The organism is Enterobacter cloacae complex sp. IR5459 (genome assembly GCF_049238005.1).
In the GTDB taxonomy this organism is placed as follows: domain Bacteria; phylum Pseudomonadota; class Gammaproteobacteria; order Enterobacterales; family Enterobacteriaceae; genus Enterobacter; species Enterobacter hormaechei_C.
Genome location: NZ_JBMKIG010000003.1, coordinates 196,117 through 215,858, shown reverse-complemented (window position 1 = coordinate 215,858; position 19,742 = coordinate 196,117). Strand labels below are relative to the sequence as shown.

Sequence of the window (19,742 nt, the reverse complement as noted above, 5' to 3'; positions counted from 1 at the left end):
GAACTACCCTGCATAAAAAAAACCGGAGATACCATGAATAAGAAGGTGTTGACTCTGTCTGCTGTCATGGCAAGCATGCTTTTTGGCGCAGCAACACACGCAGCGGATACCCGTATTGGCGTGACTATCTATAAATACGACGATAACTTCATGTCCGTTGTGCGTAAAGCAATTGAAAAAGATGCTAAATCAGCGCCAGACGTGCAGCTGCTGATGAATGACTCCCAGAATGACCAGTCCAAACAGAACGATCAGATTGACGTTCTTCTGGCAAAAGGCGTGAAAGCGCTGGCTATTAACCTGGTTGACCCGGCTGCGGCAGGCACGGTGATCGAGAAAGCGCGCGGCCAGAACGTGCCAATTGTCTTCTTCAACAAAGAACCTTCCCGTAAAGCGCTGGACAGCTACGACAAAGCGTATTACGTGGGTACCGACTCCAAAGAGTCCGGGATTATCCAGGGCGATCTGATTGCGAAACACTGGGCGGCGAACCCAAACTGGGATCTGAACAAAGATGGTCAGATTCAGTTCGTTCTGCTGAAAGGCGAACCGGGCCATCCAGATGCTGAAGCACGTACCACCTACGTTATTAAAGAGCTGAACGACAAGGGCCTTAAAACCCAGCAGCTGGCGTTAGACACCGCAATGTGGGATACCGCTCAGGCGAAAGATAAGATGGACGCGTGGCTGTCCGGCCCTAACGCCAACAAAATTGAAGTGGTCATTGCCAACAACGATGCGATGGCAATGGGTGCGGTAGAAGCGCTGAAAGCACACAACAAATCCGCGATTCCTGTATTCGGTGTGGATGCCCTGCCAGAAGCGCTGGCGCTGGTGAAATCTGGCGCTATGGCCGGTACCGTACTGAACGATGCCAACAACCAGGCGAAAGCCACCTTCGATCTGGCGAAAAACCTGGCCGATGGTAAAGGTGCCGCTGACGGGACTAACTGGAAAGTTGACAACAAAATCGTTCGCGTTCCTTACGTGGGCGTAGACCAGTCCAACCTGGCTGAGTTTATCGGTAAATAAGTTATCTGCATTGTCTTCACTGGGCGCAATTCGTTGCGCCCTTTTATAACGCGATATGCGAGGCCAACAAGGTATAATTATGGTCAGCACAACTACTCAGTCGTCCGGTGAATACTTGTTGGAAATGACCGGTGTCAATAAGTCATTCCCCGGTGTTAAGGCGCTCGATAATGTTAATTTAAAAGTTCGTCCTCACTCTATTCATGCATTAATGGGTGAAAACGGTGCGGGTAAATCAACATTATTAAAATGCCTTTTTGGGATCTATCAAAAAGATTCTGGCAGCATTCTTTTTCAGGGAAAAGAGATCGACTTCCATTCAGCGAAAGAAGCGCTGGAGAACGGTATCTCGATGGTACACCAGGAATTAAACCTGGTCCTGCAACGTTCAGTTATGGATAATATGTGGTTGGGTCGTTATCCAACCAAAGGTGTCTTTGTCGATCAGGATAAAATGTATCGCGACACCAAAGCCATTTTTGATGAGCTGGATATTGATATCGACCCGCGCGCCCGCGTCGGGACATTATCCGTTTCCCAGATGCAGATGATCGAAATTGCCAAAGCGTTCTCCTATGATGCGAAAATTGTGATCATGGATGAACCGACATCGTCATTAACGGAAAAAGAGGTTAACCACCTTTTTACCATTATTCGTAAGCTGAAAGATCGCGGCTGTGGCATTGTCTATATCTCACATAAAATGGAAGAGATCTTCCAGCTGTGCGATGAAATCACCATCCTGCGCGACGGTCAGTGGATTGCCACCCAGCCGCTGGAAGGGCTGGACATGGACAAGATCATCGCCATGATGGTTGGCCGTTCTCTGAACCAGCGCTTCCCGGATAAAGAAAACAAGCCAGGCGAAGTGATTCTGGAGGTGCGTAACCTGACCTCGCTGCGTCAGCCGTCTATCCGCGATGTCTCTTTCGATCTGCACAAGGGGGAGATCCTTGGCATCGCAGGGCTGGTGGGCGCTAAGCGCACCGATATCGTGGAAACCCTGTTTGGTATCCGTGAGAAAGCCGAAGGCACCATTACGCTGCACGGTAAGAAGATCAACAACCACAACGCCAACGAAGCCATTAATAATGGCTTTGCGCTGGTGACGGAAGAGCGTCGTTCCACCGGTATTTACGCTTATCTGGATATTAACTTTAACTCGTTAATTTCTAATATTCGCAATTACAAAAACAAGGTCGGGCTGCTGGATAATTCCCGCATGAAGAGCGATACCCAGTGGGTGATTGACTCCATGCGCGTGAAAACGCCGGGCCACCGCACGCAAATTGGCTCACTTTCGGGAGGAAACCAGCAGAAAGTCATTATTGGTCGCTGGCTATTAACCCAGCCTGAAATTCTGATGCTGGATGAACCTACGCGCGGTATCGACGTGGGTGCAAAATTTGAGATTTACCAGCTTATCGCAGAGCTGGCGAAAAAAGATAAAGGGATCATTATTATTTCTTCCGAAATGCCGGAATTGTTAGGGATCACAGACCGTATTCTGGTTATGAGCAATGGTCTCGTTGCCGGTATTGTTGAAACCAAAACGACAACGCAAAACGAAATTTTGCGTCTTGCGTCTTTGCACCTTTAAGATCAGGGGCTCCTCATGAGTGCGTTAAATAAAAAAAGTTTTCTCACTTATCTGAAAGAAGGCGGTATTTACGTTGTTCTTTTAGTCTTGCTGGCGATTATTATTTTCCAGGACCCTACGTTCTTAAGTCTGCTGAACTTGAGTAACATTCTGACCCAGTCTTCCGTACGTATTATTATCGCGCTTGGCGTGGCGGGGCTTATCGTTACCCAGGGGACTGACCTTTCGGCAGGGCGCCAGGTGGGTCTGGCGGCGGTCATTGCGGCGACCCTGTTGCAGTCGATGGAAAACGCCAACAAGGTATTCCCGGAGATGGCGACCATGCCGATTTTCGTGGTGATCCTGATCGTGTGTGCCATCGGCGCGGTAATTGGCCTGATTAACGGCATCATCATTGCTTACCTGAACGTGACGCCATTCATCACTACGCTTGGCACGATGATCATCGTTTATGGTATCAACTCCCTGTACTACGATTTCGTCGGCGCGTCTCCAATCTCTGGCTTCGACAGCGGCTTCTCGACCTTCACGCAGGGGTTTGTTGCGCTCGGCAGCTTCCGTCTCTCCTATATCACCTTCTATGCGCTGATTGCGGTGGCATTCGTCTGGATCCTGTGGAACAAAACCCGCTTCGGTAAAAACATCTTTGCTATCGGCGGTAACCCGGAAGCGGCGAAGGTCTCCGGGGTCAACGTGGCTCTGAACCTGCTGATGATTTATGCCCTGTCCGGGGTCTTCTACGCCTTCGGCGGGATGCTGGAAGCAGGCCGTATCGGCTCTGCAACCAACAACCTCGGCTTTATGTACGAACTGGATGCGATTGCGGCCTGCGTGGTTGGCGGCGTCTCCTTCAGCGGCGGCGTGGGTACCGTGCTGGGCGTGGTGACCGGTGTGATCATCTTCACCGTTATCAACTACGGCCTGACCTACATCGGTGTGAACCCGTACTGGCAGTACATTATCAAGGGTGCGATCATCATCTTCGCAGTTGCCCTGGATTCACTGAAGTACGCGCGTAAGAAATAAGCGCTGGAATGAAAGAACCCGCAGCGATGCGGGTTTTTTTATGAGAAAAGTGAAGCGATAAGCGATTTTGAAACGGGCACTAGTCCGGTTTGAAGCCCAAAGGGTTTAAAGATTTTATTTATGACGTCAGCGGAATAATTGCCTCTGTTATTTTCTACATCCGACAATGTTTTCCGGGATACGCTGACCAGCTTTGCATATTCATCCTGCTTCAGCCCTAACACCTCGACCCTGAGCCTTTTCAGCGCCTCTCCCTGTGTGATTTTCCCCAGCAAAATGTCCCGTATGGCTGCATGCAGTACAGCCTGGCGATCGAGAGTACTAATCCGCGTTAAGCCTTGTGTAACGCGTTGCCTCTTCACTACCGATGGTTTATCCGGCTCTTCCGCCTCGTCATGATGTCGCTTTTTATTTACGCTGCGTACTTGAGCTAATGTCTGTAAAAGCTCTGATTCAGCTTCATTAGGTGTTTTCATAATAAACCCCAACGGGAAAGTTTATCCGGGATGTAGCGAAAACCCATCGCGGGCATTTCCATTATCTGTTCGGGAACGCCTCGCGCCGCCAGCCTTTCCGGGAGATCAATAAGCTGAACGGCTGTTTCATGCAGAGCATCAAGTAATGTTGCGGGAGGGATCCACTCCGCCAGCGTTTGTGCGATAGTGTTGAAATTATAATCCCCCCCTGATTCGCAAGATAATGACCACTTCAGGGTTCTTGGTATCCCTTCAGGATCGGCTTTCATCGGCGCAAAGTCATATACAGGGGAGAGCATAATTTGATTTTCAGCCTTCACAAAGGCGGTATTTCGCCCATGGTTGTCACTATTTCCAAAAATAATATTTAGCAGATCGCGACGCACCCATTCTGTTACAAATCCCGGAATATCAAACTGATAACCCTGCTGCTGGACCATATGGCTGGAGGTGATTTTATTAATTAACGCGCGCAACGTTGTCTCATGATCAAGGAGGGTGCCGGGTGCCTTTTGTAATAGCGAATACACCGATTCCATACCCAGCCTGACCAGTTGGTCCTGCTCATTTCTCACTATGTCGAAACGCGGTAACCACAGAGACGGGTAATGGCTACCTTCTTCAAGGCGCATTGTTTCCACTGGGATCGTGGAAAAACCCATCGCGTTAAGCTCATGATAATAATGGAATTCAGCTCGCAGAATATTACAATCCACTTCTGTCCTGTTACCGCGTGGATATTTAACCAAATAATAGCGGTCCCGGTTATCCGGCTCGTTTTGCCAGGTATCGATCCAGATGGCATCAGTTTCACTACAGCGCAGCAAAAGTTTAGGCGCTTCACCGCCAGCACCGGTTGCACCACCCGCCGCCGCGCCTCTTTCCTGGGCATAATCCAAAAAATCGGCCGCACGATCGATGACGTCCGCAACCGTAAACGTTTTAGTGCTGGCGAATTTATTCCATTCTGGGACGGATTCCTTTATGCGCAAATTCCCCACAGGGGACATTGTGCCAAATTTCAGCAATAAGAAATTTTGCTGGCCAACGGGTAACTCACTGATGTCGAGCGCATTAATCCAGTAACGGCGGCTTGCTCCGGCGGGAATGATATCGTCGATAAATCGCAGCCAGCCCGGTTGGCCATGGTCATCAAAAAAGAGTGATACAGGGTGATTGACTGAGACTGCGTGAAAATCATCATAGTCGAGAAAATTAATCGCATACTCAGTAAGATAGTCTAACTGCGTGATATTCCAGTCATTTTTTTCACTTCCAGGATATTTGATGAGAGCGATATCCGTCCATGTTTCGTTCAGATATGCCTGTACGGTTAACGTCTCCATCTCACCTCCATAACGCGACAATGTGTAAAATATTACTCATAGTCAGTGATATAAACAAGTATTGCTACTTATATCACTCATTAGGTATCTAAAAAGAGAGTAATGCGTTTTATATCACGCACTGTAGATCTGGATTACTTCTTCTGAATTTCCAGCAACTGCTCTGGCGTTACCGCCGGATAACCCTGCGCATCCTCCGGCACTTCGTGCATCGTTGGGATCGGCACCAGCGGGCCTAAAAAGCGCGGTTCACGTTTGAACAGGTACAGGTCAGCCAGCGCGCCGAAACGGGCGCCAAACTCACGCACGCGCACGCTCAGCATATCTTTTGGCGATGGCACCGCATAACACTGCGCCTGAATGCCCATATGCAGGGCGATAAACAGCGCCCGCTCGCAGTGGAAACGCTGGGTAATGATGATGAAATCATTGGTGTCGAACACCTTGCGGGTACGCACGATGGAATCAAGCGTGCGGAATCCGGCGTAGTCGAGCACGATATCGGCCGGGTCGACGCCTGCGGCAATCAGATCTTTGCGCATCGTCACCGGCTCGTTATAGCTTTGCAGCGCGTTATCGCCGCTCAACAGCAGATAGTTCACCTTGCCGCTGTTATAGGCGTTCAGCGCGCCCTGAATACGATACCGGTAATACTGATTTATGACGCCGGTGCGGTAATACTTGGCGGTGCCAAGCACCACGCCAACCTGACGGTAGGGGAGGTCCTGTAGGTCATCAAAAATGTAGGGGGCTGTTTTCCAGCTCATCCAGCGGTCGAGACCCAGCACGATCAACAGCAGTATGCCGACCAGGACAGACAGGCTGTAAAACACGCGCTTTAACATGCAAATGGCTCGTACCGATGATGAAATTTCCCTCAGGCTACTGTACCCGCCTGGTTAGCGCAAGAAACAGCGATTCAACTGAGGGGTTTTTCGTCAGACTGGCGGGCAACTCTGCCCGCCGAACAGATTATGCCAGCAGCACGCGGTCGATGGTTGAACAGCCCAGCGCTTTCAGCGTGGCTGCGGTCGCATCCCACTGGATCAGCGGCGCATCGGCCTTTTCAGCCAGGATTGCGCGCTGAATATCCGGGTAGTCATACCCGTTCAGGCTAAGCAGGTTCAGGGCGCCCTGGAGCGGAGGCAGCGTCGGGTTAAACGCGGCGTTCTCTGCATAGCTGCCGGTGAAGATGCGGCCGTCGCGGCACTGAAGGGCGACGCCGCTTGGTGATTTGCTGTATGGCGTGTGGCTTTTATTGGCGGCGGCAATGGCCGCTTCGCTCAGCTCATCCCCTGAGAGCGCATAACCGTGGTCCTGCTCGTCCATCAGCAGGGTTTTGATCTCAAGATCTTTCGGGCCGAAAGCATCCGGCAGGTAATCACGCAGCGTATGCGGTGCGCGTCCCGGCAGGTTGATACGCAGTTCAAGACCGCTGTTCAGCTCATTCATAAACTGGCGGCAGTGGCCGCAAGGGGTATAGTTGACGGTGATGGCGCGCAGGGCTTTTTCGCCGCGTAGCCAGGCGTGACTGATGGCGCTCTGCTCCGCATGGACGGTTTGCTGCATGGTCGCACCGAGAAACTCCATGTTTCCGCCGAAGTACCAGGTCCCGCTCACACCGCGCGCAATTGCGCCTACGTTAAAATGGGAAAGGTCAGCGCGGGCGCAGGCAGCCGCCAGGGGCAGCAGGGCGAAAGCCAGCGCGTCTTCGTCCAGCCCCGTTGCCTGTTTAAGCGTCGTGACCTGATCTGCCGTCAGCAGGGCGGGGAAATGCGCATCCGCCAGAACCGGAGCCAGGGCTGATTGCAAATTCTCTGCAAGCTGAGAGAAAGCAGCTTGAAAACGTGGATGCATGACGTTGCCTCATCAAGGTTAATGGATCGGTAGTGTACGGAGCCGTACGGCCTTTATATGTGATCCAAATCTCATTATGTGTGCAACTTATGAAATGAAAATGAAATTTGCGCGACGCATCGCAAATTTTAGCCCATTACTGCCAGAATAATCGGGAAGATAAACGGCGCGACCAGGGAAGTGATAATCCCGCAGATCACCAGCGCCAGCGAGCTGAATGCCCCTTCCTGATAATCCAGTTCCGCGCAGCGTGCGGTGCCCAGCGCGTGCGAGGCGGTACCCATCGCCAGACCGCGTGCCGCTTTGGTACGAATTTTCATGATATTCAGCAGCGTATGACCAAACACCGCGCCCAGGATACCGACGAAAATCACGCACACGGCGCTGATGGCCGGAATGCCCCCGATGCTGCCGCCCACGGCCATGGCAATCGGCGTGGTGACGGATTTAGGCAGGATAGAGGCGGCGATCTGCGGCGATGCGCCCATCATTAAGGCCACCGAGGTGCCGGTGATCATCGCAACAAGGCTCCCCACGAAGCAGATGGTTATGATGGATTTCCAGCGCGCGCGGATCTGATGCAGTTGCTCATATAAAGGAAACGCCAGCGCCACCACGGCAGGCTGCAACAAATCGTTAAGGATCTTGCTCCCGGCGAAGTAACGCTCATAAGAAATGCCGGTGAGCAGCAGAAAAGGAATAATCACCACCATGGCGACCAGCAGCGGGTTGAGCAACGGCATTTTGAAACGCACCGCAAGCTTACGCGCAGCAAAGAACACCACCAGGGTTAACGGCAGGGACCACCAGATATTCGCCATCATTTTTTTGTTTTCTCCCCGACGACCTTACGTTCGCCATGCACAATGTGTGAACTCCAGCTGACGACCAGGAAAACCACCAGCGTACTGATGGCGCAGGAGACCACAATCGGGCCGAACTGCGCTTTAAGCACATCGTAATACTGCATAACCCCAACGCCGATAGGCACAAAAAGCAGGGCCATGTAGCGAATGAGAACGAAGCACCCTGGGTTGACCCATTTTGCGGGCAGCACCTGTAATGCCAGCAGTACAAACAGGATCAGCATGCCGATAATGCTGCCAGGTATCGTAATCGGCAGCAGCGAAGCGATAAAAATGCCGGCGTACAGGCAGGCATAAATGAGGACGAAGGCGCGAAGGTATTGCCAGATAGTATTCAGTGATTTGCTCATGGTGAAAGTCCTTGCTGAGACGTATTCATCATACAATTAAACCTGAAAATGTGCCACGGATCACATCATGAATTTTGGGCATACCAGACATTCCGGAATGGAACGCCGGGCTTTCAACATACATAGAGAGCAGCTACTATAGCGCGTCTTTTTTCACAGGTACTCAGAATGCGTGTTTTACTGGCCCCGATGGAAGGCGTGCTCGACTCTCTCGTGCGCGAGCTGCTTACCGAGGTGAACGATTACGATCTCTGCGTGACGGAGTTTCTGCGCGTGGTCGATATGTTGCTGCCAGAAAAATCATTTTATCGTCTCTGTCCGGAACTGCATCGTCAGAGCCGCACGCCGTCCGGTACGCTGGTGCGCGTCCAGCTGCTCGGCCAGTATCCTGAGTGGCTGGCTGAAAACGCCGCCCGCGCGGTAGCGCTTGGTTCGTACGGCGTCGATCTTAACTGCGGCTGTCCGTCAAAGCTGGTCAACGGCAGCGGCGGGGGGGCGACGCTACTTAAAGATCCGGAGCTGATTTATCGCGGCGCAAAGGCCATGCGTGAGGCAGTGCCATCGCATCTGCCGGTGACGGTCAAAGTCCGTCTGGGATGGGACAGCGGCGATAAGCAGTTTGAAATTGCTGACGCGGTGCAGCAGGCGGGCGCCACCGAGCTGGTGGTGCACGGGCGAACCAAAGAGGATGGTTATAAAGCCGAGCGCATTAACTGGCAGGCGATTGGCGAGATCCGCAAACGGCTTACGATTCCGGTGATTGCCAACGGCGAAATCTGGGATTACGAGAGCGCGCAGGCCTGCCTCAAAGAGACCGGCTGTAATGCCGTGATGATTGGCCGCGGTGCGCTGAACGTGCCGAACCTCAGCCGGGTGGTGAAATATAATGAACCGCGGATGCCGTGGGCGGATGTGGTGAAACTACTGCAAAAATACACGCGGCTGGAAAAGCAGGGCGATACCGGCTTGTATCACGTCGCGCGCATTAAACAGTGGCTGAGTTATTTGCGTAAAGAGTACGACGACGCGCTGGGATTATTTCAGGAGATCCGTACCCTACAGACGTCTGCGGATATTGCCCGGGTGATCCAGTCGAAGTCCTGAGCGAAGTGTGAAGAGTTTGCCCGGCGCGGAGCCGGGCAACGGAATCAGAAAATCATCTTGAATACGCCGGTTACCACCAGCAGCCCTATCAGAAATATAATCAAAATAACCCACAATAATATTTTCATTCGCCTCTCCTGCATATGTCTGTCGAAGTAAGTGTAGCAGTCAATTCATAATTAGCATGAATACATGAAATTAACTCATTGTCTTGGGGAATAAATTTTCGGATATGAAAATGTATAACAATATGCGGATTGCCACGCGTTACTAAAAAACGGAACGTCAGTAAGCGTAAGTTGCGCCTTTATTTTTTTTGAGTTCATGGCGTAATGAAACGTTCTCTTACTTTATCTCTGAGTGCTCCTCTTGTTTTTATGCTGGCCGCCTGCGCGCCGGAACATGCCACGGTGTCTCCAGTAAAAACGCAAGCCGCCGCCGCAACTGTAAATACCCAACTGCGTCATGCCGACTGGCCAAAAAGCGAATGGTGGAAAGACTTTAACGACCCCCAGCTCAACGCGCTGATCGACAAAGCGCTGGCGGATGCGCCGGATATGCAAATTGCCCGTCAGCGTATCACCCTGGCGGAAGCACTGGCGAAAGCCGCTGTCGCTGCTGAGGGTCCACAAATGGATTTTTCCGCAGATGTGGAACGGCAAAAGATGTCGGCAGAGGGGTTGATGGGGCCATTTGCACTGACCGACCCGGCAGCGGGGACCACCGGCCCCTGGTATACCAACGGCACCTTTGGTCTGACGGCGGGTTGGGATCTGGATTTATGGGGTAAAAACCGCGCCCAAATTGAGGCCCGCATCGGTAAGGTGAATGCGCAAAAAGCGGAGCTGGAGCAGACCCGCCAGCTGCTCGCCAGCAGCGTCGCGCGGCTGTACTGGGACTGGCAGACCGAGGCCGCGGTGGGTGACGTGCTCGCGCAGATCAAACGGGAGCAGGAAAATATCATCGGTGCCGATAGGGAGCTTTATCAGCACGGCATTACCTCCTCGGTGGAAGGGGTTGAAACGGATATCAGTGCCAGCAAAACCGATGAACAGCTCGCTGACGTGCACGGCAAAATGAAGGCCATTGAGGCGCGTCTGAATGCGTTGACCAATACCCCTTCAGTCACGCTCGCACGGCATGCCTTACCTGACGCAGAGGCATCGCTGCCATCAACGCTCGGTTATGAACTGCTGGCTCGGCGCCCGGATTTGCAGGAGGCGCACTGGTATATCGAAGCATCCATGAGCGAAGTCGATGCCGCCAGAGCCGCGTTCTACCCTGACATCAATTTGATGGCGTTTTTGCAGCAGGATGCATTGCACCTGAGCGACCTGTTCCGCTCATCTGCGCAGCAAATGGGCGTAACCGCGGGGCTGACGCTGCCAATTTTTGACAGCGGTCGGTTGAATGCGAACCTGGATATCGCCCAGGCGCAAAACAACCTCTCCGTGGCGAACTACAACAAGGCCGTGGTAGATGCCGTAAACCAGGTCGCCCGGACGGCCAGCGAAGTGGAAACGCTGACCGCCAAAAATCAGCACCAGCAGCAGATCGAAAAAGATGCGGCGCGCGTCGTTGCGCTGGCACAGGCGCGCTTCAGCGCGGGGATCATTGCCGGCTCCCGGGTGAGTGAAGCAAAAATTCCGGCGCTCAAAGAGCGTATTGCCGGGTTGATGCTGAAAGGTCAGTACGTGGATGCCACGCTCCAGCTCACTTCCGCGCTCGGTGGCGGATATCATCACGGCTAAAGTTGCGCATTATCTATACTTACCTCTTTGCAGATTTTCAGGAGGTGGATATGACGCGAGTCGCAATTGTTACCGCATCGGATTCAGGAATTGGCAAAACGACGGCCCTGATGCTGGCCGAACGCGGGTTTGATGTCGGAGTAACCTGGCATTCAGATGAGAAAGGGGCGCTGGCAACCTGCCGTGAAATTGAAGCGCGTGGGCAGCGTGCCGAGGCCATCCATCTCGACTTAAGCAATTTGCCGGAAGGTGCAAAGGCCATTGAAACCCTGATTACGCGTTTCGGGCGGCTGGATGTGCTGGTTAACAATGCCGGGGCGATGAATAAAGCGCCATTTCTGGACCTGTCGTTTGACGACTGGCGGCACATATTCACCGTTGACGTGGACGGCGCATTTCTCTGCTCGCAAATCGCGGCGCGTCAGATGGTGAAGCAGGGGGAAGGGGGGCGGATCGTGAACATCACCTCGGTGCATGAACATACGCCATTGCCGGACGCCAGCGCCTATACGGCGGCCAAACATGCGCTGGGCGGGTTAACCAGGTCGATGGCGCTGGAGCTGGTCAAACATAAGATTCTGGTGAACGCCGTTGCGCCCGGAGCGATCGCCACGCCGATGAATGATATGGACGACAGCGAAGTGAAAGAAGGCTCAATGCCGGAAATCCCGCTGGCACGGCCAGGGCATACCAAAGAAATTGCCAGCCTGGTGGCGTGGCTGTGTGACAGCGACGCCAGCTACACCACCGGGCAGTCGTTTATCGTCGACGGCGGTTTTATGCTGGCGAATCCGCAGTTTAAGCCGGAGGGATAGGTTCCCCTCACCCTAACCCTCTCCCACAGGGAGAGGGAACTAAAAACCCCCTCTCCCTGTGGGAGAGGGCCGGGGTGAGGGCATCAGGCCGCACTCACTCCTGATCCCGCCTCTTCTCTCTGTGCCGCATCCACAGCCGTACCCCAATCACCACCGCAACAACCAGGATCAACCAGGCCCAGTGTTTTAGATGCTGATCGAGATTATGCAGCCACGGACCTATTACTTCGCCACCCACGTAGCCAAGCGTGGTGAAAATCAGCGCCCAGGCAATCGCCCCGAGAATGTTCAGCGGCAGGAAGATTTTCGGCGGTAAGCGGCTCGCGCCAATCAGTATTGGCCCAATGATGCGAAAGCCGTACATAAAGCGGGTGCCAATCACAAACAGCCAGGGACGTCGCTGGATAAGCCGCTGAGCACGGCGAATTTTCTTTTGATGCTTAGTAAAACGTTGCAAAAGGGTCGGGCCAAAGCGCAGCCCCAGAAAGTAGAGCAGCTGATCGCCAATCATACCGCCCAACGCGACGGCGGCGACCACCAGCGAGAATTTCAGCAATCCCTGATGTGCGGCCACCCCGCCCAGCAGCGTGATGGTTTCGCCTTCCGCGACGCTGCCGATCACCAGCGCGGCGTATCCATATTGTTCAATAAGACCGTTGATATCCATTACGTAAACGTCATCTCCCTTACTGTGCCTGCGTTAAGCATATACCCCATCCATCAACCGCGCGGCAATCAACGGAAATTTCCCACTGTACATAAAATAATCTAAAGCCTGCATTATACTTAAGCTATCGCTGACGGGCCGACAACAAGGGGGCGTTATGAACCATGTCTGGGGACTTTTCTCCCATCCCGATCGTGAAATGCAGGTGATCCGTAACGAGAACGAAACGGTCGCGCATCACTATACCCACCATGTCCTGCTGATGGCAGCGGTGCCGGTGGTCTGCGCGTTTATTGGTACTACGCAGATAGGCTGGAACTTTGGTGACGGCACCGTGGTTCAGCTTTCCTGGTTTACCGGACTGTACCTGGCCATTCTGTTTTATGGCCTGATGCTGGCCGGGGTGGCGGTTATGGGGCGGGTCATCCACTGGATGGCGCGCAACTATCCGCAGCGCCCGTCGCTGGCACACTGTATGGTCTTCGCCGGATACGTCGCGACCCCGCTGTTTTTAAGCGGTATTGTCGCGCTCTATCCACTGGTCTGGCTGTGCGCGCTGATCGGTACGGTTGCCCTCTTTTACACCGGTTATCTGCTGTATGTAGGGGTGCCAACCTTCCTCAATATCAATAAAGAAGAGGGCCTGAGCTTCTCCAGCTCCACGCTTGCCATCGGCGTACTGGTTCTTGAGGCGCTACTGGCCCTGACGGTTATTCTGTGGGGTTATGGATACCGTCTCTTTTAAGCTCACTGCATTGCTGGCGTAAATGCCAGCAATGCAGCATCTGTTCACGATTCTCCGCTGGCGACAACGCACGGTGACCGCTATGATGCCGATGCCAGCCTGCGTTTATCCGTTGACGCAGGCGGTGTACGTCATTACGTGCGTGAATAATTATCAGAAGTCTCACCATGCTGAAATTCCGAGTTTCATTACTGAGCCTGGCGCTGCTGCTGGGTGCGTCCGCTGCCGCGCCAGCCATCGCCAAAACGACCGCAGTCGCCACCGCTGCTGCGCAACCCCAGATTGCGTCCGGCAGCGCGATGATCGTTGACCTGAATACCAACAAGGTGATCTACGCCAGTCATCCGGATCTGGTGCGCCCGATCGCTTCCATAACCAAAGTCATGACCGCGATGGTAGTGCTTGATGCACGACTGCCGCTGGACGAAAAGCTGAAGGTGGATATCAGCCACACGCCAGAGATGAAAGGGATCTACTCTCGCGTGCGTCTGAACAGTGAAATCAGCCGTAAAAATATGCTGCTGCTGGCGCTGATGTCCTCTGAGAACCGCGCGGCGGCGAGCCTTGCCCATCATTATCCTGGTGGTTACGACGCGTTTATTCGCGCGATGAACGCCAAAGCCAAAGCGCTGGGGATGAAAAATACCCATTTCGTGGAGCCAACCGGTCTGTCGATCCATAACGTCTCGACGGCGCGTGATTTAACCAAGCTGCTGATCGCCAGTAAGCAATACCCGCTGATTGGTCAGCTCAGCACCACGCGTGAGGAGATGGCGACATTCTCGAGCCCGGCGTATACGCTGCCGTTCCGCAACACTAACCATCTGGTGTATCGCGATAACTGGAATATTCAGTTAACCAAGACCGGATTCACTAATGCGGCAGGGCACTGCCTGGTGATGCGCACCGTGTTTAACGGTAAGCCAGTGGCGCTGGTGGTGATGGATGCCTTCGGCAAATATACCCACTTTGCGGACGCCAGCCGCCTGCGCACCTGGATTGAAACCGGGAAAGTGCAGCCGGTGCCGGCTTCAGCGCTGGCGTATAAAAAGCAGAAAGCGGAACAGATGGCGACGGCGCAGAACGATTAGGAAAAAGCAAAACGGTAACGCATGTTACCGTTTTTTATGTTTTCTCCCTCTCCCTGTGGGAGAGGGCCGGGGTGAGGGCACCAGACCGCACTGCGTTTATTCCGGCAGCGTCCAGTCCCCGTCGTTGAGCGGGCGCTGCATCATCACCGTGTCCCGCCAGTCGCCTTTTTTATATCCCACACTTCTGAGCTGACCCACAATTTCGAAACCGTGCTTTTTATGCAGCCGCAACGACCCGGGGTTATTTTGCCCGTCGCCGACCACGGCAATCATCTGCCGCCACGGTCCTTGTTCACAACGGGCGATCAGTGCCTGGAGTAAGGCCGAGCCAAACCCGCGGCCGGTGGTGCTGGCATCCACATAAATGGATTCTTCAAGGGTATAGCGATAAGCCTGGCGTGGACGATAAAACGTGGCGTAGCAGTAGCCGACAACAATGCCGCGATACAGCGCAACCAGCCACGGTAAACCGCTGTCGGTCACGCTCTTCATCCGCTGACGCATCTCATCGACGGTGGGGGGAACTTCCTCGAAGGACGCACGGCCATGAAGCACATGCCAGGCGTATATCGCCGAGATGGCATGCGCATCGTCAGGAAGGGCGTCGCGCACCTCGATTTCAGTTTCGGGGAAAGTTTCTACAGCCGACATGTTCTGCCCGCTCCTTGTTTGGAAAGCCAGAGAAACGTTTCTCTGGCAACAGGCAGATACTCTAGTACGTTTGAGGAGAGCTTAACAATCTCTTAAATTTGGCTATATGAGTTCATCAGAGGCTTGCGTATTGTGCTGCTCTGATTCGGCACTCTCTTTCCAGTATTTCTTCCGCGTTGTCTTACCAATGCCGGGGTTCATACTGTTTGTAGGGTCATTTTTGCGATAAAACTGTTTAAGCGTCTCCGGCGCTTTATACAGGTGTCCCACGTTGTGCTCGGCAGGATATTGCGCGCCACGCTCGTGCAGCAGCGCCAGCATCTGTTCTTTCAGCGCGTGTGCATCAACCCCTTTTTTCACGATGTAATCCTGGTGGAAGACATAGCACATAAAGTGGCCGTAATAGAGCTTATGCACCAGCTTGCTGTCGATCTCCGGCGGCAGATGTTCAAACCACTCGGTATCGTTGCGACGCAGGGCGATATCCAGCGCCAGAATATCCTCCACTTCTTCGGAATGCACCGCCTGATAACGGATAGCGGCACCCGCCGCGGCGAAACGATGCAGGAAGGCTTTGCTGCCTTCTTCCGGCGTGCAGGCAAAGAAATCCCCGTCGGCGGTTTTGAAGAATTCGGTGAGCCAGCTCTGCGCTTCGTCAATTCCGTCCCCGGCCATTTTCAGCAGCAGATGGTGCTCATACTTGTCGCGCCAGGTCTTCATCCGCTCCGGTAAATGCGCCGGGAAGACGTTGCCCAGCTTCTGCATAAAGCGGTCGGTGAAGTGCGGCTTGAAGAGCGACACTTTCTCCAGCATCGCATCGGTGCGGCCCTTCATGGTGAAGAAGAACGGCATTTTGTCGGTGCCGAGCTTGTCGATCATCAGGAAGGTATCTTTGCCGTAGCGCTCGGCGATGTCGTAAATGTCCCGGTGCATATACTCGCCCGCCACCGGCAGGTGAGTGAACTCGGCCAGAATATGACGGCGGATCTCCGTCAGCACCTCCGGCTGATTGGTGCCGATGTAAAACACCTGCTGCTTTTTCTCTGCCGGGAAGGTATCGAGGCGCACCGCAAAAACGGCCAGCTTGCCCGCGCAGCCGGAGGATTCAAACAGGCGATCCGGATCGGCGTTATAGCGCGCCGGTGTATCGGCATTGATATCGCGCACGCGGGTGATGTAATCGTGGTCATGCGCGTGACGGCCATCGTGCTGAACGTCTTCGTCCTTCACGCGGTCATCGTCAAGTTTGCTGAGGATCTGCTCTGGCGTTACGCCCAGATCGATCCCCAAATGGTTAACCAGCGTCAGCTTGCCGTTTTCATCGATACGGGCAAACAGCGACATCTCCGTGTAGGCCGGGCCGCGCTGCACCAGCGAGCCGCCGGAGTTATTGCAGATCCCGCCGATCACCGAGGCACCAATGCACGACGAGCCGATCACCGAGTGCGGTTCGCGACCCAGCGGCTTAAGCGCCTTTTCCAGCGAGTAGAGCGTGGTGCCGGGGAAGGCGAGTACCTGTTCGCCCTTGTCCAGCAGGTGCAGTTTGTCGAGGCGCAGGGTGCTGATAATCACGATGTCACGATCGTAATCGTTGCCGTTCGGCGTGGAGCCTTCAGTCAGGCCGGTGTTAGCAGCCTGCATTAAAATAATCTTGTCTGCCGCAACGCAGGCGCTGAGCACGCGCCACAGTTCGAGCAACGTACCGGGGAAGACCACCGCCAGTGCCTCGCCCTGACCGGAGCGGAAGCCCTTGCGGTAGCGGGCGGTTTTAGCCGGGTCGGTAAGCAGGTGAGAGTGACCAACCAGGCGCGACAGTTCGTTAATAAATGTAGTGTTATCGTCAGTTCGAACAGAAGACATCTTCCACTCCTTGTGGTGGGGCAAATTTCTCGCTGTAAAGCATAGCGCGATTAGCCGTTGAGCGGTCGGGTATTCATGAGAAAAATCAGAGAATAACCCTGCAAGGTTTTCAGGCTTTGTGGCACACTGCGCTTTTCGCACGGTCTGGCCGGGTGCTTCCCGCGGTTATTGATGAGAGAGAATAACAACATGAAATGGCTATGTTCTGTAGGTGTCGCCGTCAGCCTGGCGCTGCAACCTGCGCTGGCAGAGGATTTGTTTGGTAATCACCCGCTCACGCCCGAAGCCCGCGACGCCTTTGTCACGGATTTACTCAAAAAGATGACGGTCGATGAGAAAATCGGCCAGCTGCGCCTGATCAGCGTCGGCCCGGATAACCCGAAAGAAGCAATTCGCGAGATGATCAAAGACGGGCAGGTAGGCGCCATTTTTAACACCGTTACCCGCCAGGATATCCGCAAGATGCAGGATCAGGTGATGGAGCTGAGCCGCCTGAAAATCCCACTGTTCTTCGCTTATGACGTGGTGCACGGCCAGCGTACCGTCTTCCCGATTAGCCTCGGCTTAGCCTCCTCCTTTAACCTCGATGCGGTGAAAACCGTCGGGCGCGTATCGGCATATGAAGCCGCAGACGACGGCCTGAACATGACCTGGGCGCCGATGGTTGACGTCTCTCGCGATCCGCGCTGGGGCCGCGCTTCGGAGGGCTTTGGAGAAGACACGTATTTAACCGCCACGATGGGCAAAACCATGGTGGAAGCGATGCAGGGCAAAAGTCCGGCAGATCGTTACTCGGTGATGACCAGCGTCAAGCACTTCGCCGCCTACGGCGCGGTGGAGGGCGGTAAAGAGTACAACACCGTCGACATGAGCCCGCAGCGCCTGTTTAACGACTACATGCCGCCATACAAGGCAGGGCTGGACGCGGGCAGCGGGGCGGTGATGGTAGCGCTGAACTCTCTCAACGGCACGCCTGCCACCTCCGATTCGTGGCTGCTGAAAGACGTGTTGCGCGACCAGTGGGGCTTCAAGGGCATCACCGTTTCTGACCACGGCGCGATTAAAGAGCTGATCAAACACGGCACGGCGTCTGACCCGGAAGATGCGGTACGCGTGGCGCTCAAGTCCGGCATCAACATGAGCATGAGCGACGAGTACTACAGCAAATACCTGCCGGGGCTGGTGAAGAGCGGCAAGGTGACGATGGCAGAGCTGGACGACGCCGCTCGCCACGTGCTGAACGTGAAATATGACATGGGACTGTTTAACGATCCTTACAGCCATCTGGGGCCGAAGGATTCAGACCCGGCGGACACCAACGCCGAAAGCCGTCTGCACCGTAAAGAAGCCCGGGAAGTAGCTCGCGAAAGCCTGGTGCTGTTGAAAAACCGTCTCGACACGCTGCCGCTGAAAAAATCCGGCACCATTGCCGTGGTCGGTCCGCTGGCCGACAGCAAGCGCGACGTCATGGGCAGCTGGTCCGCCGCAGGCGTGGCGGATCAGTCCGTTACCGTGCTGACCGGCATTAAGAGCGCCGTGGGTGATAACGCAAAAGTGGTTTACGCCAAAGGTGCGAACGTCACCGACGATAAAGACATCGTGACCTTCCTCAACCAGTATGAGGAAGCGGTGAAGGTGGATGCGCGCACGCCGAAAGAGATGCTCGACGAAGCGGTTAACGCCGCGAAGCAGTCCGACGTGGTGGTCGCGGTGGTGGGTGAAGCGCAGGGGATGGCGCACGAAGCCTCCAGCCGTACCGATATTACCATTCCGCAGAGCCAGCGCGATCTGATCGCGGCCCTGAAAGCCACCGGCAAGCCGCTGGTGCTGGTGCTGATGAACGGGCGTCCGCTGGTGCTGGTGAAAGAAGATCAGCAGGCTGACGCCATTCTGGAAACCTGGTTCGCCGGTACCGAAGGCGGTAACGCCATTGCCGACGTGCTGTTTGGCGATTACAACCCGTCCGGCAAGCTGCCGATGTCCTTCCCGCGCTCCGTCGGGCAGGTCCCGGTTTACTACAGCCACCTGAACACCGGTCGTCCGTATAACGCCGACAAGCCGAACAAGTACACGTCCCGTTACTTCGACGAAGCTAACGGCCCGCTCTATCCGTTTGGCTATGGCCTGAGTTACACCACCTTCAAGGTGTCTGACGTCAAAATGTCGGCGCCGACCCTGAAGCGTGACGGCAAAGTGACCGCCAGCGTAGAGGTGACCAACAGCGGCAAACGCGAAGGCGCGACGGTGATCCAGATGTACGTTCAGGACGTCACGGCCTCCATGAGCCGTCCGGTGAAACAGCTGCGCGGCTTCGAAAAGGTCAACCTGAAACCGGGCGAAACCAGAACGGTCAGCTTCCCGATTGACGTAAATGCGCTGAAGTTCTGGAATCAGCAGATGAAATACGATGCTGAGCCTGGCAAATTCAACGTCTTCATCGGCGTGGATTCCGCCCGCGTGAACAAAGCCGAGTTCGAACTGCAATAATCTTACCTTTCTCCCTTT

Annotated in this window: 18 protein-coding genes; 9 read left to right on the top strand and 9 right to left on the bottom strand. The window is 54.3% G+C overall.

The genetic code is table 11. The features are described 5' to 3' along the window. Positions 1–33 precede the first annotated feature (33 nt). From mglB to mglC, 3 genes are all read left to right on the top strand, one after another. On the top strand, positions 34–1,032 hold the full coding sequence (gene mglB, locus ACOTX4_RS07485) for a galactose/glucose ABC transporter substrate-binding protein MglB (RefSeq protein ID WP_421635367.1): 999 nt from the start codon (positions 34–36) through the stop codon (positions 1,030–1,032). 79 nt (positions 1,033–1,111) lie between these two features. After that, positions 1,112–2,632: a galactose/methyl galactoside ABC transporter ATP-binding protein MglA gene (mglA, locus tag ACOTX4_RS07480; RefSeq protein ID WP_003859320.1), complete on the top strand. Its 1,521-nt coding sequence runs from the start codon at positions 1,112–1,114 to the stop codon at positions 2,630–2,632. Between the two features lie 15 nt (positions 2,633–2,647). After that, positions 2,648–3,658 (top strand): galactose/methyl galactoside ABC transporter permease MglC, encoded by a 1,011-nt coding sequence (gene mglC, locus ACOTX4_RS07475; RefSeq protein ID WP_003859318.1) that lies wholly within the window; start codon positions 2,648–2,650, stop codon positions 3,656–3,658. A 38-nt stretch (positions 3,659–3,696) separates the two neighbouring features. Here mglC and ACOTX4_RS07470 read toward each other — a convergent pair whose 3' ends face one another. The 6 genes from ACOTX4_RS07470 to ACOTX4_RS07445 form a co-directional block, all read right to left on the bottom strand. Further along, a complete protein-coding gene (locus tag ACOTX4_RS07470; protein WP_003859317.1) occupies positions 3,697–4,134 on the bottom strand; it encodes a helix-turn-helix transcriptional regulator in 438 nt (145 codons plus the stop codon). Further along, entirely contained in the window at positions 4,131–5,480 is a 1,350-nt protein-coding gene (locus tag ACOTX4_RS07465; RefSeq protein WP_045331150.1) for a type II toxin-antitoxin system HipA family toxin, read from the bottom strand. Before ACOTX4_RS07465 ends, ACOTX4_RS07470 begins: the two co-directional genes overlap by 4 nt. Before the next feature lie 134 nt (positions 5,481–5,614). Further along, the gene (sanA, locus tag ACOTX4_RS07460; protein ID WP_003859314.1) at positions 5,615–6,325 is read right to left on the bottom strand and encodes an outer membrane permeability protein SanA; all 711 of its coding nucleotides are present in this window, start codon (positions 6,323–6,325) and stop codon (positions 5,615–5,617) included. A 127-nt stretch (positions 6,326–6,452) separates the two neighbouring features. Continuing rightward, positions 6,453–7,337 carry a cytidine deaminase gene (gene cdd / locus ACOTX4_RS07455; protein ID WP_003859312.1) on the bottom strand — a complete coding sequence of 295 codons (885 nt, stop codon included), beginning with the start codon at positions 7,335–7,337 and terminating at the stop codon, positions 6,453–6,455. 128 nt (positions 7,338–7,465) lie between these two features. Next, a complete protein-coding gene (locus ACOTX4_RS07450; RefSeq protein ID WP_003859310.1) occupies positions 7,466–8,161 on the bottom strand; it encodes a CidB/LrgB family autolysis modulator in 696 nt (231 codons plus the stop codon). Then, entirely contained in the window at positions 8,158–8,553 is a 396-nt protein-coding gene (locus ACOTX4_RS07445) for a CidA/LrgA family protein (RefSeq protein ID WP_003859308.1), read from the bottom strand. The genes ACOTX4_RS07450 and ACOTX4_RS07445 overlap by 4 nt, the downstream gene beginning before the upstream one ends. A 168-nt stretch (positions 8,554–8,721) precedes the next feature. On the opposite strand from ACOTX4_RS07445, the gene dusC reads away from it, so the two are divergent. The 3 genes from dusC to ACOTX4_RS07430 all read left to right on the top strand — a co-directional run bounded on the left by dusC (position 8,722) and on the right by ACOTX4_RS07430 (position 12,223). Continuing rightward, the gene (gene dusC / locus ACOTX4_RS07440) at positions 8,722–9,657 is read left to right on the top strand and encodes a tRNA dihydrouridine(16) synthase DusC (protein ID WP_003859306.1); all 936 of its coding nucleotides are present in this window, start codon (positions 8,722–8,724) and stop codon (positions 9,655–9,657) included. A gap of 332 nt (positions 9,658–9,989) precedes the next feature. After that, positions 9,990–11,408, top strand: coding sequence for a multidrug resistance outer membrane protein MdtQ (gene mdtQ / locus ACOTX4_RS07435; protein ID WP_045331154.1), 1,419 nt, complete (start codon positions 9,990–9,992; stop codon positions 11,406–11,408). A gap of 50 nt (positions 11,409–11,458) precedes the next feature. Then, the gene (locus ACOTX4_RS07430) at positions 11,459–12,223 is read left to right on the top strand and encodes an SDR family oxidoreductase (RefSeq protein WP_074167763.1); all 765 of its coding nucleotides are present in this window, start codon (positions 11,459–11,461) and stop codon (positions 12,221–12,223) included. A gap of 94 nt (positions 12,224–12,317) precedes the next feature. Here the strand turns inward: ACOTX4_RS07430 and ACOTX4_RS07425 are convergent, their stop codons facing one another. Then, the gene (locus ACOTX4_RS07425) at positions 12,318–12,890 is read right to left on the bottom strand and encodes a DedA family protein (protein ID WP_045331157.1); all 573 of its coding nucleotides are present in this window, start codon (positions 12,888–12,890) and stop codon (positions 12,318–12,320) included. Between the two features lie 157 nt (positions 12,891–13,047). On the opposite strand from ACOTX4_RS07425, the gene ACOTX4_RS07420 reads away from it, so the two are divergent. Then, positions 13,048–13,635 (top strand): Yip1 family protein, encoded by a 588-nt coding sequence (locus tag ACOTX4_RS07420; RefSeq protein ID WP_003859296.1) that lies wholly within the window; start codon positions 13,048–13,050, stop codon positions 13,633–13,635. Positions 13,636–13,802: 167 nt separating this feature from the next. Next, positions 13,803–14,726: a D-alanyl-D-alanine endopeptidase gene (gene pbpG / locus ACOTX4_RS07415; protein WP_045331159.1), complete on the top strand. Its 924-nt coding sequence runs from the start codon at positions 13,803–13,805 to the stop codon at positions 14,724–14,726. A gap of 96 nt (positions 14,727–14,822) precedes the next feature. Here pbpG and ACOTX4_RS07410 read toward each other — a convergent pair whose 3' ends face one another. Next, on the bottom strand, positions 14,823–15,377 hold the full coding sequence (locus tag ACOTX4_RS07410) for a GNAT family N-acetyltransferase (protein ID WP_003859289.1): 555 nt from the start codon (positions 15,375–15,377) through the stop codon (positions 14,823–14,825). Between the two features lie 102 nt (positions 15,378–15,479). Then, entirely contained in the window at positions 15,480–17,237 is a 1,758-nt protein-coding gene (gene dld, locus ACOTX4_RS07405; RefSeq protein ID WP_003859288.1) for a D-lactate dehydrogenase, read from the bottom strand. A 189-nt stretch (positions 17,238–17,426) separates the two neighbouring features. Between dld and bglX the strand changes: the two genes are divergently transcribed. Then, the gene (gene bglX / locus ACOTX4_RS07400; protein WP_063937733.1) at positions 17,427–19,724 is read left to right on the top strand and encodes a beta-glucosidase BglX; all 2,298 of its coding nucleotides are present in this window, start codon (positions 17,427–17,429) and stop codon (positions 19,722–19,724) included. Positions 19,725–19,742 lie beyond the last annotated feature (18 nt).

What these genes read in the sequence shown, in the direction of transcription:
- dusC (WP_003859306.1), top strand. Translation starts at nt 8,722, where the DNA reads ATGCGTGTTTTACTGGCCCCGATGGAAGGCGTGCTCGACTCTCTCGTG.
- mglC (WP_003859318.1), top strand. Translation starts at nt 2,648, where the DNA reads ATGAGTGCGTTAAATAAAAAAAGTTTTCTCACTTATCTGAAAGAAGGC.
- ACOTX4_RS07445 (WP_003859308.1), bottom strand. Translation starts at nt 8,553, where the DNA reads ATGAGCAAATCACTGAATACTATCTGGCAATACCTTCGCGCCTTCGTC.
- ACOTX4_RS07410 (WP_003859289.1), bottom strand. Translation starts at nt 15,377, where the DNA reads ATGTCGGCTGTAGAAACTTTCCCCGAAACTGAAATCGAGGTGCGCGAC.
- ACOTX4_RS07425 (WP_045331157.1), bottom strand. Translation starts at nt 12,890, where the DNA reads ATGGATATCAACGGTCTTATTGAACAATATGGATACGCCGCGCTGGTG.
- mdtQ (WP_045331154.1), top strand. Translation starts at nt 9,990, where the DNA reads ATGAAACGTTCTCTTACTTTATCTCTGAGTGCTCCTCTTGTTTTTATG.
- sanA (WP_003859314.1), bottom strand. Translation starts at nt 6,325, where the DNA reads ATGTTAAAGCGCGTGTTTTACAGCCTGTCTGTCCTGGTCGGCATACTG.
- dld (WP_003859288.1), bottom strand. Translation starts at nt 17,237, where the DNA reads ATGTCTTCTGTTCGAACTGACGATAACACTACATTTATTAACGAACTG.
- mglB (WP_421635367.1), top strand. Translation starts at nt 34, where the DNA reads ATGAATAAGAAGGTGTTGACTCTGTCTGCTGTCATGGCAAGCATGCTT.
- pbpG (WP_045331159.1), top strand. Translation starts at nt 13,803, where the DNA reads ATGCTGAAATTCCGAGTTTCATTACTGAGCCTGGCGCTGCTGCTGGGT.
- bglX (WP_063937733.1), top strand. Translation starts at nt 17,427, where the DNA reads ATGAAATGGCTATGTTCTGTAGGTGTCGCCGTCAGCCTGGCGCTGCAA.
- cdd (WP_003859312.1), bottom strand. Translation starts at nt 7,337, where the DNA reads ATGCATCCACGTTTTCAAGCTGCTTTCTCTCAGCTTGCAGAGAATTTG.
- ACOTX4_RS07420 (WP_003859296.1), top strand. Translation starts at nt 13,048, where the DNA reads ATGAACCATGTCTGGGGACTTTTCTCCCATCCCGATCGTGAAATGCAG.
- ACOTX4_RS07430 (WP_074167763.1), top strand. Translation starts at nt 11,459, where the DNA reads ATGACGCGAGTCGCAATTGTTACCGCATCGGATTCAGGAATTGGCAAA.
- ACOTX4_RS07470 (WP_003859317.1), bottom strand. Translation starts at nt 4,134, where the DNA reads ATGAAAACACCTAATGAAGCTGAATCAGAGCTTTTACAGACATTAGCT.
- ACOTX4_RS07465 (WP_045331150.1), bottom strand. Translation starts at nt 5,480, where the DNA reads ATGGAGACGTTAACCGTACAGGCATATCTGAACGAAACATGGACGGAT.
- ACOTX4_RS07450 (WP_003859310.1), bottom strand. Translation starts at nt 8,161, where the DNA reads ATGATGGCGAATATCTGGTGGTCCCTGCCGTTAACCCTGGTGGTGTTC.
- mglA (WP_003859320.1), top strand. Translation starts at nt 1,112, where the DNA reads ATGGTCAGCACAACTACTCAGTCGTCCGGTGAATACTTGTTGGAAATG.